Source organism: Bacillus sp. Pc3 (genome assembly GCF_000815145.1).
Lineage (GTDB): Bacteria > Bacillota > Bacilli > Bacillales > Bacillaceae > Bacillus > Bacillus velezensis.
Genome location: NZ_CP010406.1, coordinates 2,933,225 through 2,947,472 on the forward strand (window position 1 = coordinate 2,933,225; position 14,248 = coordinate 2,947,472).

The following is a 14,248-nucleotide window of genomic DNA, read 5'->3' on the forward strand; positions in this document are numbered from 1 at the left end:
GGTAGGAGAGATGGTATGTTAGAGAAGCTCCGTTTATATCATACGAATGATTTGCACAGCCATTTCGAAAATTGGCCGAAAATCGTACATTATATTGAGCAGAAGAGAAGTGAGCATGAAAAAAACGGGGAGGAAACACTCGTATTCGACATCGGCGATCATATGGACCGATTCCAAATGATAACGGAAGCGACCTTCGGCAAAGCGAATGTCGACTTGTTAAACCGTCTTGAGATTGATGCGGCTGCCGTCGGGAATAATGAAGGGATTACGCTGCCTCACGATGAGCTGGCGGATTTATATACTCATGCCGCGTTTCCCGTCATTGTGTCCAACCTGTTTGACGCGGACGGACAGCGCCCGGAATGGGCCAAGCCCTATGTGATCAAAACGCTGAAAAACGGGATGACCGCCGGCATACTCGGCGTCACGGTGCCGTATTATCCCGTCTATCAGAAACTCGGCTGGACAGTGACGGATGCGGAAAAAAGCATTCAAGAATCACTTGACGATATCAAGGGCAAAGCGGACATCATCATTCTGCTTTCTCATTTAGGCCTGATCGATGACCGGGCCGCAGCGGAAAAATTTCCCGATATCGATGTCATTCTTGAATCACATACGCACCACCTTCTTGAGGACGGACAGGACATAAACGGCGTATTGCTTGCATGTGCGGAGAAATACGGGAACTATGTCGGCTGTGTCGAGCTCACGATAGAAAGTGAATCACGAACCATTGTCAGCAAACAGGCATCTGTACAGAAAATGGCTGATTGGCACGGGGAATCTGAAGATACGGCGGCTTTTCTGAAAGAGAAAGAACGGGAAGCGGAAAACCTGCTCTCCGTACAAGTCGCCAATCTGAATGAAGAAGCCGGCGTGAAGTGGTTTGAGGAATCGCCGCTGCCGCTTCTATTAGCCGAAGCGCTGAAAAGCTGGTGCGGCTGTGAAGTCAGCATGGTGAATTCAGGCGTCATTTTGGGGACTTTACAGAAGGGGCCTGTCACAAAGCTTGACTTGCACCGCATCTGCCCTCATCCGATCAATCCGGTCGCCGTTCGTCTTTCAGGCAGGGAACTCCAGGAAACAATCAGCCAGGCCGCCTCGGAACAAATGGAGCAGCTGCGGATTAAAGGCCTCGGCTTCCGCGGGGAAGTGATGGGCAGGATGGTATATGCCGGAGCGGAGGCAGAGGCCGGCATCCTTGAAGACGGTGTGACGCATCTCCTCAATGTGAAAGTGAACGGAGAAGAGGTTGATCCGGATCGGATATACTCGGTTGCCGTTCTCGACATGTTTACACTCGGCAAGCTGTTCCCTTACATCCGCGATTCAAAAGAAAAACAATACTTTATGCCGGAGTTTTTAAGAGATCTGCTCGCCTGGAAGCTCGCGCGGCAGCCGTAATGTCAAATAGCTGCCCGCCGTTCCATCTCACCCGAATGAAGGTAAGCGGGACTTTTTAAGAGCAAAAATAAAATACTATGTCCCCCCTTACAAGCATACATTGTGATATGTAAGGGGGGATTTTTCTTGCCTAGATACCGGAGCGCTCTTCGCAAGAGAGGGCCTTTGCCTTTTCGATATGTGCTTCTTCTGTCGTTTGCTTTTTTTATCATATCGACGGTCATCAGCCTCTGGATGATCAACTCCTCAATCAAACCGGTGCTGATGAACATAGGAGAAATGGAAACCAAACGGGTGGCGACAGAGGTCATTACGGAATCCATTGAAGAATACATGTCTCACAGCGACAATGTGAAAGATATGGTCGATATGAAAACGGATGAAAACGGAAAAGTCACAACGATGGATTTTAATACACAAATGGTCAACAGTATGAAGGCGAAAGTGACAAAGCAGCTTCAGGCTCATTTGAAGGAAGCGGAGTCGAACAATAAGCAGCATGAAACGGAAAAAGGCGCCAAAACGGCCGATGAAATTATGATTAACATCCCTTTAGGGCAGGTCACGGGAAACAGCATTCTCGGAAATCTGGGGCCGAAAATCCCCGTGCGCTTTAACCTGATCGGTGATGCGTTAACTGATGTGAAAACAAAAATAAAGCCGTACGGCATTAACAATGCCCTGATCGATATCAGTATTTTTGTGGAAATTAAGGTAAAGGTTATTATCCCGTTTGCCAGTAAAACATCAGTCGTGACAAATAATATTCCGGTCTCCATTAAAGCGATTCAAGGAGAGGTGCCGCAGTTTTATAACGGAAGCGGCGGATCAGGTGTGACGCCTTCCATTCAGCTGCCGAATGAAAAACAGAAGAAAGATAAATAAAAACACACAGCCGCAATCTTTCCTGGCGGCTGTGTGTTTACTTTTTCCTGCGGATTTCTTTTCGCTCCCACGCCCTTAAATGGGGATACGGGTCAAAAGACCATTCCGATCTGCCGTTATCTTTATACATCCCGTAGTGAAGATGCGGCGGAAATTTTCCCGCGGTGCCCGGCGGTCCGTATCCGGAACTGCCGACAGAGCCGATCACCTCTCCGGGTTTGACGATCTGGCCTTTATGCACACCTTTTGCAAAGCCGTTCAGGTGAGCGAAGTAGTGATACGTGTTATTGATATCCCTGATGCCGATTCTCCAGCCGCCGAAACGGTTCCAGCCCTTCATTTCAACAATACCGTAGCAGGTCGATCTGACGGGGAGCCCGTAATGGGCGAACAGATCCGTTCCTTCGTGAATCCGGCGACCGCCGAAACCCCGCGCGGCGCCCCATGTGCTGCGGTAGCTGTAATCCGTCTTCACGGGAAGCGGAAAAGCGTGCTCTCCGAGATCAAGGCGGCCGAACGTTTTAAACAGTGTCATGAATTCGGTGATAATGCCGACCGTCTGATCACGGCGGTAATAATTCCAGAGGCCGATGCGGATATGGTCAAGATCCGTTCCGAATCCCGCTAAATACTGTGCAAATGTATAAAGAATATCCTCATCATTGCTGACCTCGGCTTTTCCGTCGCCGTCGCCGTCCAGGCCGATCCCGTCAAATACTTTAATGCTGAGGGGCGCCTCGTCCTTAGGATTTGGATTTTCAGGCCCGCTCCACAAATGATCCGGAATATAAATGCTGATGATTCCCGCTTTTTCCGGCAGATCCTTTCGGTTCGAGCGGACATTTTCTTCATATTGATCAACCGCCGCAAGCACATACCAAGGAATCTGCGTGACTGCTTCGGCTTTGCGGTACAACTGCATCCGTTCACCGTAAACAGGAGCCGATTGTTCTTTCCCGCTTGCAGCCGGACAGAAAAATGATAAAAGGAGAAGAGCAGATAACAGAACTTTCACAACATGATCTCCTTTCAGGATTAATACAAATAGTTTGCGGCAACAATCCGAGAAAATGTAAGTAATTCTCTTCCCTTGTCGAGAAATTTTTCCTATGTTAAAGTGACTATTGAATAGAAATCTGCAAGTTTTATATCCATCGTGAAATAGAAATTTTTCGCACACGAACATGAATAAAGGGATAATGGAGATGATGGGGAAATGGCAAAGAAAGACGAGCATCTGAGAAAGCCGGAATGGCTCAAAATAAAGCTGAACACGAATGAAAACTATACGGGCCTGAAAAAATTAATGCGTGAAAATAATCTGCATACCGTATGTGAAGAAGCAAAATGCCCGAACATCCATGAATGCTGGGCTGTCAGACGTACGGCGACATTCATGATTCTCGGTTCCGTCTGTACGAGAGCATGCCGCTTCTGCGCTGTCAAAACGGGTCTGCCGACTGAGCTGGATCTGCAGGAGCCGGAACGCGTAGCTGATTCGGTTGCGCTGATGAACTTAAAGCACGCCGTCATCACGGCCGTGGCGCGTGATGATCAGAAAGACGGCGGAGCAGGCGTCTTTGCGGAAACGGTCCGGGCGATCCGCAGAAAAAGCCCGTTCACGACAATTGAAGTGCTGCCATCCGATATGGGCGGAAATTACGACAACCTGAAAACATTAATGGATACCCGTCCTGATATTCTGAACCACAACATTGAAACCGTCCGCCGCCTGACACCGAGAGTCCGCGCCCGTGCAACATATGACCGTTCTTTGGAATTCTTGCGCCGTGCGAAAGAAATGCAGCCTGACATCCCGACGAAATCAAGCATTATGATCGGTCTCGGCGAAACGAAGGAAGAAATTATTGAAGTGATGGACGACCTGCTTGCGAACAATGTCGACATCATGGCGATCGGCCAATACCTGCAGCCGTCGAAAAAACATTTAAAAGTCCAAAAATATTATCATCCGGACGAATTTGCCGAACTGAAAGAAATCGCGATGCAAAAAGGCTTCAGCCACTGTGAAGCAGGCCCGCTTGTCCGTTCTTCCTACCATGCGGATGAACAAGTGAACGAAGCGTCTAAAAAACGCCAGGCCCAAGCATAAGATAAGCCGAAAAAACCCAAAACGCCGCAGGTTTTGGGTTTTTTGTGATGGAGCCGTCTGTGCAGGAAAAAGTCATTCTTGAATAAGGATCGTCAGAACCGCTACACTGGATTAAAAGGGGAAAATTTTTCCGTCCGTCAGAACCGTCTCATTTTGCAATTGATGGACAGAAGTCAATGAATTATGATAGTAAAGAGTGATAAAAGAGGTGAAGACATGATTCTTATTCAAAATGCCGAGTTTGAACTCGTACACGATTTTAAAAACGGCTTTAATGAAGAAGCGTTCAAAGCCCGCTATTCGGACATATTAAATAAATATGATTACATTGTGGGAGACTGGGGATACAGTCAGCTGCGGCTCAAAGGCTTCTTTGATGACCAGAATCAAAAAGCAACCTTTGAAACGAAAATCAGCACATTGGACGAATACATTTATGAATACTGCAATTTCGGCTGCGCGTATTTTGTTTTAAAACGAATCAGAAAATAATTGATGCAGAAGGGGATGCTGTCACGTGTATTTTGTTGACAGAAATAATATCGAACAAACACTCCGTTTTTTTGAGACCCAGCTGGCGCTGTTTGACAGCACGCCTGCATGGCAGAGCGAAATCGAAAAAAGGGCGCTTGAGCGGATCAGCCATCTTATGATCGAATGCATTCTCGATGTCGGAAATGATATGATTGACGGCTTTATCATGCGCGATCCGGGGAGTTATGACGACATCATGGATATTCTGACGGATGAAAAGGTGGTAGCGGAGGATGAAGCGAATAAGCTGAAGCAATTGATCTCTTCCAGAAAGCAGCTTGTTCAGGAATATCAGCAAGCCGATCATCAGGAACTGTTTACGCTGATCACGTCAAACAGGGACGTGCTGAAAGCCTTTCCGGCCCGTGTAAGAGCCTACCTGGAAACAGAATTAGGGCCTGTTTCCGCATTTAAATAACAACGAGTGAGAAAATCCACAGGAGTGTTGAGTATGAAGGATTATAAAGGATATTTGATAGATTTGGACGGCACAATGTACAACGGGACGGAAAAAATCGAAGAAGCGTGTGAATTCGTGAGAACGCTTAAAGCGCGCGGCATTCCGTATTTATTCGTGACGAACAATTCTTCCCGGACGCCGAAGCAGGTGGCGGACAAGCTGATGAGCTTTGACATTCCGGCAACTGAAGAGCAGGTCTTCACGACGAGCATGGCGACTGCGCAGCATATCGCCCAGCAGAAAAAAGACGCGTCGGTGTATGTGATCGGCGAAGAAGGCATCCGTCAGGCCATTGAAGAAAACGGGCTGAGCTTCGGAGAAGAAAACGCGGACTTTGTCGTTGTGGGAATCGACCGCGGCATTACATATGAAAAGTTGGCAACGGGATGCCTTGCGATCAGAAACGGCGCCCGGTTCATTTCAACAAACGGCGACGTCGCCATTCCGACTGAAAGAGGGCTTTTACCAGGGAACGGTTCGCTCACATCCGTTTTGACGGTGTCAACGGGCGTTGAGCCTGTCTTTATCGGCAAGCCTGAATCGATTATTATGGAACAGGCGATGCGTGTGCTCGGAACGGATATTTCCGAAACACTCATGGTCGGCGATAACTATGCAACGGATATTATGGCCGGCATCAATGCGGGCATGGATACGCTGCTGGTTCATACCGGAGTGACAAAGCGTGAGCATATGGCAGATTACGACCGGAAACCGACATATGCGATTGACTCTTTAACCGAATGGATTGAACATCTATAAAAAAGGGACGGCCATGACGGCCGTCCTTATTCTGTATTTCTGGCGCTGTGGGCAAGCCGGCTTGAAGCCGCTGCTGCGATTGCGCCGACGATATCATCAAGAAACGTATGGCATTCGCCCGTAGATTTATCATTTAAACGCCCGAGAATGCCGGGTTTTTCTTTGTCAATGTAGCCGTAATTCGTAAAGCCGATTGAGCCGTATATATTCACGATAGAGAAGGCGAGCACCTCGTCAACCCCATACAGGCTTTCATCAATCGCCAGAATGGTCTGAAGCGGTTCAGACAGCTTTTTTTGTTCGGCGAGCACATCTAATTCTATTCCCGTTAAAATGGCGTTTTGCACCTCGCGTTTTGCGATGACACGGTCCACATTGAGCCTGCATACTTCCATCGTCAAATCAGGATGATATTTTTTCTGAAGGAAATATACCAGCTCGGCAATATCGTCCGTCTCAACCCCCCGTTCTTTTAAACGCGCTCTGGCGACAGCTTCCACCTGATTCAGTTGTTCCTTTTCTGACATTTGCTTCACCCAATCTTTTTTTACTAGTTTATACAACACCCTTCCGATGTGTACGATGTTTCTCCACTTGATTCAAAGGATTACAATATGTATTCATAATTCCGCCGGCGTATGACTACGATGTGAATAGCTCTAATTTTTCAGGCAGGTGATTATGATGAAAAGCATCATTAAAGAAAAGTACGGCATCCACGTCAGACAGCTTTCCGTTTATCAGAAATATCAATGCTTCCAGACGCCTAATTCCTTCTTTCTTATTATTCCCGTTTCCGGATTTTCGCAATCAGAGCTGACGGAGCTTTACTACATGAGTCAGTATTTACAAGAACAAAGTGACCCATACGTTTCAGTGTTTATCTTTACGAAGGAAGGAGAACTGACCTTTGAGGACGAAGGCAAAACGTATGCGCTCTTAAAAGCGCCGATCCCCGTCGCAAACCGGTCGTTTTCTGTCGGAGGGGAGCTTGCCGAATTTCACAGAAAAGGGCGGGGTTTTCCGTACGAAGTGAAAGAAGCGGGCAGGATCGGCCAATGGAAGGACTTATGGGGAAAACGGGTGGATCAGCTGGAATCATTCTGGATGCGGAAAATTCATATGTCTCCGCTCGAACCGTTCGAAAAGAAAATGATCGAAGCATTTCCTTATTATTCAGGCTTAGCGGAAAATGCGATTCAATATTTAGTGGATACGGAGCTGGATGACAATCCCGGCGCAGAAGACTCGGGGACAATCTGCCATCAGCGGATGGAACGGGATACCTGGTCGGAGGAATCATTGATCCGCATTCCGGGCGATTGGGTATTCGACCATGCCGCCCGTGATATTGCGGAATATATGCGCAGCACATATTTGTATCATCGTGACGACTTGCTTAACGAAGGGTTTTTGTTTTTGCAGGAATATGAGCAAGTTACGCCGTTATCCTCCTTTTCCAAGCGCCTGTTTTACAGCCGCCTGCTGTTTCCGCTTCATTTCTTTGAGACGGTGGAGAGCTATTACATTTCTCATGATTCTGAAAAACAGTTTTACGAAGAGCAGCTTGACTACATTCTTGCTGACTGCACCCGCTATGAACAGTTTTTGCAGACATGTCACGACATGCTGAATGTCAGAGCGGCGCAGGTTTTTGTCCCGCCTGTGGCGTGGCTCGGAAAAGGAATCAGTTCGTAAGAAAATATGACGTAAAAATATTTAGAAAATAGGGAATCTTGTCATATCAGTGTGTTAAGCGTTTTCATAGCCGCAGAAACAATATTCAGCCGCTTGTCAAAACAAATGCGGGCTTATATAATATTTGTAACTTAAATGTCTGTGAAGGGTTAACAATTGTCCTTTTCTAGTGGACGAAAGGAAGAAAGGTGGAGTTTCTCTTTGGAAGCGATTCGTATTGGACTGTTAGGACTGGGAACCGTGGGAAGCGGAGTCGTCAAAATTATACAAGATCATCAGGATAAGCTTATGCACCAGGTCGGCTGTCCGGTGACGATCAAAAAAGTGCTGGTTAAAGATATTGATAAAAAACGAGACGCAGACCTGCCGAAAGAAGTGCTGACGACAGAAGTCTATGATGTGATCGATGACCCTGAGGTCGACGTGATTATTGAAGTCATCGGCGGTGTCGAACAGACGAAGCAATATCTTCTTGATGCCTTGAAAGCGAAAAAACATGTTGTGACCGCAAATAAAGATCTGATCGCCGTATACGGGTCAGAGCTTTTAGCCGCCGCAAAGGAAAATGGCTGTGACTTGTATTATGAAGCGAGTGTCGCCGGCGGAATCCCGATTTTACGCACGCTCGAAGAAGGCCTTTCCTCTGACCGGATCACAAAAATGATGGGTATCGTCAACGGAACGACGAACTTCATCTTAACGAAAATGATTAAAGAAAAAAGCCCGTATGAAGAAGTGCTGAAGGAAGCGCAGGATCTCGGATTCGCGGAAGCGGACCCGACCGCCGATGTAGAAGGACTCGATGCCGCACGCAAGATGGCGATTTTAGCCCGTCTCGGCTTCTCTATGAACGTCGATCTGGACGATGTCAAAGTAAAAGGAATTTCCCGGATTACGGATGAAGACATCAGCTTCAGCAAACGGCTCGGCTATACGATGAAGCTGATCGGCATCGCCCAGCGTGATGACAATAAAATCGAAGTCAGCGTTCAGCCGACACTCCTCCCGGATCATCATCCGCTCTCTGCGGTGCATAACGAGTTTAATGCCGTTTACGTGTACGGAGAAGCCGTAGGCGAAACGATGTTTTACGGCCCCGGCGCCGGAAGCATGCCGACTGCGACATCAGTCGTTTCCGATCTGGTCGCGGTCATGAAAAACATGCGTCTCGGGGTAAACGGAAACAGCTTTGTCGCCCCGCAGTTTGAAAGAAATCTGAAGCAGCCGTCTGATATCTACGCCCAGCAGTTTTTAAGAATTCATGTCAAAGACCAGGTCGGCTCTTTTTCAAAAATCACATCAGCCTTCTCAGAGCGCGGCGTCAGCTTTGAAAAAATTCTGCAGCTGCCGATCAAAGGCCATGACGATCTCGCGGAAATCGTGATCGTCACGCATCATACATCGGAAGAAGATTTCAGTGACATTCTGCAAAACTTAAATGACCTCGAAGTTGTACAAGAAGTAAAAAGCACATATCGTGTAGAAGGGAACGGTTGGAGCTAATGTGGAAAGGACTCATCCATCAATATAAAGAATTTCTGCCGGTGACGGATCGGACGCCGGCCCTGACATTGCATGAAGGCAACACGCCGCTGATTCCCCTCCCGAAGCTTTCTGAAAAGCTCGGAATTGAACTGCATGTGAAAACAGAGGGCGTTAATCCGACGGGATCCTTTAAAGACCGCGGCATGGTCATGGCGGTCGCCAAAGCGAAAGAAGAAGGCAATGATACCATCATGTGCGCCTCAACAGGCAACACATCCGCGGCGGCTGCGGCATACGCGGCGAGAGCCGGTATGAAATGCATCGTCATCATCCCGGACGGGAAAATCGCCTTCGGAAAGCTTGCGCAGGCCGTCATGTACGGTGCGGAAATCATCGCGATTGACGGAAACTTTGACGACGCGCTGGCCATCGTCCGGTCGATTTGTGAAAAATCACCGATTGCATTAGTGAATTCAGTAAACCCTTACCGGATTGAAGGGCAAAAAACAGCAGCCTTTGAAGTATGCGAACAGCTCGGCGGAGCGCCGGACATTCTGGCGATCCCGGTAGGAAACGCCGGGAATATCACGGCCTACTGGAAAGGGTTCAAAGAATATCATGAGAAAAACGGCACCGGACTTCCGAAGATGCGCGGTTTTGAGGCGGAAGGTTCTGCGGCCATCGTTCGCGGCGAGGTCATTAAAAATCCCGAAACCGTTGCGACGGCAATCCGGATCGGGAACCCTGCCAGCTGGGACAAAGCTGTGCTTGCAGCGGAAGAGTCAGCCGGAAAAATTGATGAAGTCACAGATGGAGAAATCCTTCACGCTTATCAGCTGATTGCCCGTGAAGAAGGCGTATTTGCCGAGCCGGGCTCCTGTGCATCCATCGCCGGTGTTTTAAAACAGGTGAAATCCGGTGAAATTCCAAAAGGCAGCAAGGTTGTCGCAGTCTTGACCGGAAACGGCCTGAAAGATCCGAACACGGCTGTGGACGTATCTGACATAAAACCGATCACGCTGCCGACAGATGAGGACAGTATTCTGGAATACTTAAATGGAGCGGCGCGTGTATGAATGAGGCGGAGATGCTGTTTTCCATTACGGTTCCGGGAAGCACCGCCAACTTAGGGCCTGGGTTTGATTCCATCGGGATGGCGCTCAGCAGATATTTGAAGCTTTCGGTTTTCCGAAACGATGAATGGCAGTTCTCGGCGGAAACCGAAACTGTCGCGGGCATCCCTCAAGGAACGGACAACCTCATCTACCAAGTCGCCAAACGGACGGCTGACCGCTATCAGAAAGAGCTGCCGCCCGCCCATGTCAAAGTTTGGAGTGACATCCCCCTTGCGCGGGGTCTCGGAAGCAGCGCGGCCGCTATCGTCGCTGCCATTGAGCTTGCGGATGAGTTATGCGGCCTGCAGCTGTCGGAAAGCGACAAGCTGCACTTAGCCAGTCTTGAAGAGGGACACCCTGATAATGCCGCTGCTTCCCTTGCAGGAGGGCTTGTGATCGGCCTTCACGAAGAAGATGAAACACATATCGTGCGTGTTGCCGAAGCGGATATCGACGTTGTGGCAGTGATTCCGTTTTACGAAGTTCTGACCAGGGACGCAAGAGACGTGCTCCCGAAAGAGCTGCCGTACCGACGCGCCGTTAAAGCAAGCGCCGTCAGCAACCTTCTCGTTGCTGCGATCATGTCAAATGACTGGGCGCTCGCCGGGAAAATGATGAGAAAAGACATCCTCCATCAGCCGTACCGTGCCATGCTTGTTCCTGAGCTTTCAAAGGTGGAACATGCGGCCGAAATGAAAGGCGCTTACGGAACGGCGCTGAGCGGAGCGGGACCGACGATTCTTGTCCTGATTGAAAAAGGAAAGGGAGAAGAGCTGAGAAAGCAGCTTTCTGAGCATTTCCCTCACTGTGAGATTGCGGCGCTTACTGTCCCGTCAGAAGGAAGCGTAATTGAACGGAATCCTTTAGAACAGGTGAAAAGTGTATAATGATAAAAAAGCGTTCTTCCCATCAGAGAAGGACGCTTTCTTTTTCTGGAGAAGGATTTTTATTTAGGGAAGCGAAATAAAAAAGAAAAGGAGGAGAAACGATTTGAAAAAACGCATAACCGAGGAGGACATTGCGTCTCTCGTATCCGTGACAGACCCGCAATATGCCCCTGACGGCAGAAGAGCCGCTTACGTCCGGACAACAGTCAATCATAAGCGGGATTCCTATTCCTCAGCCATTATGGTATATGACACAGAATCCGGCATCTCAAACCCGTGGACTTTCGGGGACGATAAAAATACAAGTCCGCGGTGGTCGCCTGACGGACGGCGCCTCGCCTTTGTTTCTGACAGGGAGGACGGCATCCCTCAGCTGTACATCATCGACGCTGCCGGCGGAGAGGCGGAACAGGCGGCCGATATTCCTTGGGGCGTATCAGATCCGATATGGGCGCCCGACGGCAGATCCGTGCTTGTGTCCGTCAGTCTGACATCAGCGGAGCGCGCCGAGGAGAAAGAAAAAAAGAAGCATGACGAGTATGAGCCGGTTGAGATTCAGTCATTAACATATAAACGTGACGGGAAAGGCCTGCTGAACGGAAGCTGGGCCCAGCTTGTGCTGATTCATCTTGAAACGGGTGAGATTCAGCAGCTGACGGATCATGAAGCGGATCATTATGGCGCGGCCTTTTCACCGGATGGCAGGCAGCTTGCGTTTACCGCCAATTTATGCGAGCCGGGTGACGCCGGAAAGCCGAGCGATGTCTATCTGATGAATCTGGCGGACGGAAGCCTGAAGCAGATTACGCCGCACCGCGGTTCTTTCGGTTCCTGCGTGTTTTCACCGGACGGGTCTTATATCGCGATGCTGGGCCATGAAAATGAATTTCGCAATGCGACTTTAGAGAAAGCGTGGCTGTACGACGTGAAAACTGAGCGGCTCTCCTGCCTGACCGACATGCTGGATGTTCATTTGAGCGATGCGCTGATTGCGGATTCAATCATAGGAGGGGTGACGCCCCGGCCTGTATGGACAAACGACGGGCAGGGTTTTTACGTTCTCGGGAGCGAGCAGGGAAGCACCGGTATTTATTATATCTCGATTGACGGCCTCGTCTATCCGATCCGATTAGAAGAAGAGTACGTGAATGGTTTTGCTTTTCATCCTGATCAGAAAAGCTGTATCGCTGTCATTGCCAAACCCGCACAGCCTTCCGAGCTTTACAGCATTTCACTCGAAGAAGGGGAAGAGAAGCAATTGACATCCGACAATGATCGGTTTATTGAGGAGCGCATCATATCCGTGCCGGAAAAGCTGCAATATGAAACAAAGGACGGGCTGACGGTAAACGGCTGGTTTTTAAAGCCCGCCGTTTTTGAAGAGGATCAAACTTATCCGCTCATTCTATACATACACGGCGGGCCTCACATGATGTACGGCCATACGTATTTTCACGAATTCCAAGTGCTGGCCGCACAAGGATATGCTGTCGTGTATGTCAACCCGAGAGGAAGCCACGGCTACGGGCAGGATTTTGTCAATCGTGTCAGGGGTGATTACGGAGGCGGAGATTACCGTGATGTCATGCAGGCGGTGGATGAAGCTGTTCAGGCGTATCCGTTTATTGACAGCGGCCGTCTCGGTGTGACGGGCGGAAGCTACGGAGGGTTTATGACGAATTGGATTGTCGGGCAGACCGGCCGTTTTAAAGCAGCCGTCACGCAGCGCTCCATTTCAAATTGGTTCAGCTTCCACGGTGTCAGCGATATCGGTTTCTTTTTTACTGACTGGCAGCTCGGACATGATTTGTTTGAGGAAGCGGATAAGCTTTGGGATCGTTCTCCTGTAAAATATGCGTCCCGCGTTTCGACGCCGCTTTTGATCCTGCATGGTGAGCGAGATGACCGCTGTCCGATAGAGCAGGCGGAGCAGCTCTTTACCGCATTGAAGAAACTGAACAAAACGACGTCGTTCATCCGGTTTCCGAAAGCCACGCATGAGCTGTCGAGAAGCGGCCATCCGGAACAGCGGATGAAACGCATCCGTTATATTTGTTCATGGTTTGATGGCTATTTGTAAAAAATAAAAAACCAGGCTGTCATGCAGCCTGGTTTTATGATTAAAATACTTGTTCTACTTCAACGACACCCGGTACTTCTTCAAGAAGGGCGCGTTCGATTCCGGCTTTCAGCGTAATCGTTGAACTTGGGCAGCTGCCGCATGCGCCAAGGAGGCGAAGCTTTACAATGCCTTCGTCTACGTCAACAAGCTCACAGTCACCGCCGTCACGAAGCAGAAACGGACGTAATTTATCCAATACTTCCTGTACTTGCTCTTTCATTTCAACCTCAGTCATGAGATTCGCTCCTTTCATATACATAAAACCATTATATTCACAGTAACGGTAAAAATCTAATGTTTGGTTTGCAAAGCTGCTTTCCCCATTATAGCATATTTAAACTTGAACATAAAAACCGTTTTTTATACAAAAGCTGCCTCGTCCTTTGTATACTGGTGTAAAGGGGATGATATACATGATTAAGCCGGTTACGCTCAGTGTTTACGGCGCTGAAACGCTTTGCGCAAGCTGCGTGAATATGCCGAGCGCCAAAGATACATTTGAATGGCTGGAGGCGGCGCTGCAACGGAAATATCCGGAACAGCCTTTTCACATGCGGTATATTGATATTGACGCACCGCCTCAGCAAAAGGAGACAGAAGAGCTTGCGGAGCGCATCAGAAACGATGAATTTTTCTATCCGCTCGTGCTGGTGGAGGATGTCATTGTGGGGGAAGGGAATCCGCATTTAAAAGATATATATGAAGAAATGGAAAAGCGCGGCTATGTTGCAGGCTCTTAAAAATGGCCGCTGATCGCAATCAGCGGCTTTTTTCTTA

General features: G+C 48.8%; 15 protein-coding genes. 12 read left to right on the top strand and 3 right to left on the bottom strand.

The features are described from left to right. Positions 1 to 15: 15 nt before the first annotated feature. Both SB24_RS13995 and yunB read left to right on the top strand, forming a co-directional pair. Positions 16 to 1,410: a bifunctional metallophosphatase/5'-nucleotidase gene (locus SB24_RS13995; RefSeq protein ID WP_039253991.1), complete on the top strand. Its 1,395-nt coding sequence runs from the start codon at positions 16 to 18 to the stop codon at positions 1,408 to 1,410. A 126-nt stretch (positions 1,411 to 1,536) separates the two neighbouring features. Beyond that, entirely contained in the window at positions 1,537 to 2,295 is a 759-nt protein-coding gene (gene yunB / locus SB24_RS14000; RefSeq protein WP_039253993.1) for a sporulation protein YunB, read from the top strand. A gap of 37 nt (positions 2,296 to 2,332) precedes the next feature. Here the strand turns inward: yunB and lytH are convergent, their stop codons facing one another. Further along, positions 2,333 to 3,310 carry an L-Ala--D-Glu endopeptidase gene (gene lytH, locus SB24_RS14005; protein WP_003151918.1) on the bottom strand — a complete coding sequence of 326 codons (978 nt, stop codon included), beginning with the start codon at positions 3,308 to 3,310 and terminating at the stop codon, positions 2,333 to 2,335. A gap of 201 nt (positions 3,311 to 3,511) precedes the next feature. Between lytH and lipA the strand changes: the two genes are divergently transcribed. The 4 genes from lipA (at position 3,512) to SB24_RS14025 (ending at position 6,164) form a co-directional block, all read left to right on the top strand. Further along, positions 3,512 to 4,408 (top strand): lipoyl synthase, encoded by an 897-nt coding sequence (gene lipA / locus SB24_RS14010; RefSeq protein WP_003151923.1) that lies wholly within the window; start codon positions 3,512 to 3,514, stop codon positions 4,406 to 4,408. A gap of 216 nt (positions 4,409 to 4,624) precedes the next feature. Next, positions 4,625 to 4,900 carry a YutD family protein gene (locus tag SB24_RS14015; protein WP_003151928.1) on the top strand — a complete coding sequence of 92 codons (276 nt, stop codon included), beginning with the start codon at positions 4,625 to 4,627 and terminating at the stop codon, positions 4,898 to 4,900. Positions 4,901 to 4,925: 25 nt separating this feature from the next. Then, positions 4,926 to 5,360, top strand: coding sequence for a DUF86 domain-containing protein (locus tag SB24_RS14020; protein ID WP_039253996.1), 435 nt, complete (start codon positions 4,926 to 4,928; stop codon positions 5,358 to 5,360). Between the two features lie 33 nt (positions 5,361 to 5,393). Then, positions 5,394 to 6,164: a TIGR01457 family HAD-type hydrolase gene (locus SB24_RS14025; RefSeq protein ID WP_003151932.1), complete on the top strand. Its 771-nt coding sequence runs from the start codon at positions 5,394 to 5,396 to the stop codon at positions 6,162 to 6,164. A 26-nt stretch (positions 6,165 to 6,190) separates the two neighbouring features. On the opposite strand, the gene SB24_RS14030 is transcribed toward SB24_RS14025, so the two are convergent. Further along, positions 6,191 to 6,691, bottom strand: a complete 501-nt coding sequence (locus tag SB24_RS14030; protein ID WP_003151934.1) for a phosphatidylglycerophosphatase A family protein — start codon at positions 6,689 to 6,691, stop codon at positions 6,191 to 6,193. Between the two features lie 154 nt (positions 6,692 to 6,845). Between SB24_RS14030 and yutH the strand changes: the two genes are divergently transcribed. The 5 genes from yutH to SB24_RS14055 all read left to right on the top strand — a co-directional run bounded on the left by yutH (position 6,846) and on the right by SB24_RS14055 (position 13,429). Next, positions 6,846 to 7,862, top strand: coding sequence for a spore coat-associated protein CotNH (yutH, locus tag SB24_RS14035; RefSeq protein ID WP_099686879.1), 1,017 nt, complete (start codon positions 6,846 to 6,848; stop codon positions 7,860 to 7,862). 201 nt (positions 7,863 to 8,063) lie between these two features. Further along, positions 8,064 to 9,365, top strand: a complete 1,302-nt coding sequence (locus SB24_RS14040) for a homoserine dehydrogenase (protein WP_003151938.1) — start codon at positions 8,064 to 8,066, stop codon at positions 9,363 to 9,365. After that, the gene (gene thrC, locus SB24_RS14045) at positions 9,365 to 10,423 is read left to right on the top strand and encodes a threonine synthase (protein ID WP_039254004.1); all 1,059 of its coding nucleotides are present in this window, start codon (positions 9,365 to 9,367) and stop codon (positions 10,421 to 10,423) included. Before SB24_RS14040 ends, thrC begins: the two co-directional genes overlap by 1 nt. Further along, positions 10,420 to 11,349, top strand: a complete 930-nt coding sequence (gene thrB / locus SB24_RS14050; protein WP_003151940.1) for a homoserine kinase — start codon at positions 10,420 to 10,422, stop codon at positions 11,347 to 11,349. The genes thrC and thrB overlap by 4 nt, the downstream gene beginning before the upstream one ends. Positions 11,350 to 11,452: 103 nt before the next feature. Further along, entirely contained in the window at positions 11,453 to 13,429 is a 1,977-nt protein-coding gene (locus tag SB24_RS14055) for a S9 family peptidase (protein WP_039254006.1), read from the top strand. A 40-nt stretch (positions 13,430 to 13,469) separates the two neighbouring features. Here SB24_RS14055 and SB24_RS14060 read toward each other — a convergent pair whose 3' ends face one another. Next, positions 13,470 to 13,805, bottom strand: a complete 336-nt coding sequence (locus tag SB24_RS14060) for a NifU family protein (RefSeq protein WP_169510385.1) — start codon at positions 13,803 to 13,805, stop codon at positions 13,470 to 13,472. A 79-nt stretch (positions 13,806 to 13,884) separates the two neighbouring features. Here SB24_RS14060 and SB24_RS14065 point away from each other — a divergent pair, with 79 nt between their 5' ends. Then, positions 13,885 to 14,211 (top strand): YuzD family protein, encoded by a 327-nt coding sequence (locus tag SB24_RS14065; RefSeq protein WP_015418136.1) that lies wholly within the window; start codon positions 13,885 to 13,887, stop codon positions 14,209 to 14,211. The last annotated feature ends 37 nt before the right edge of the window (positions 14,212 to 14,248 follow it).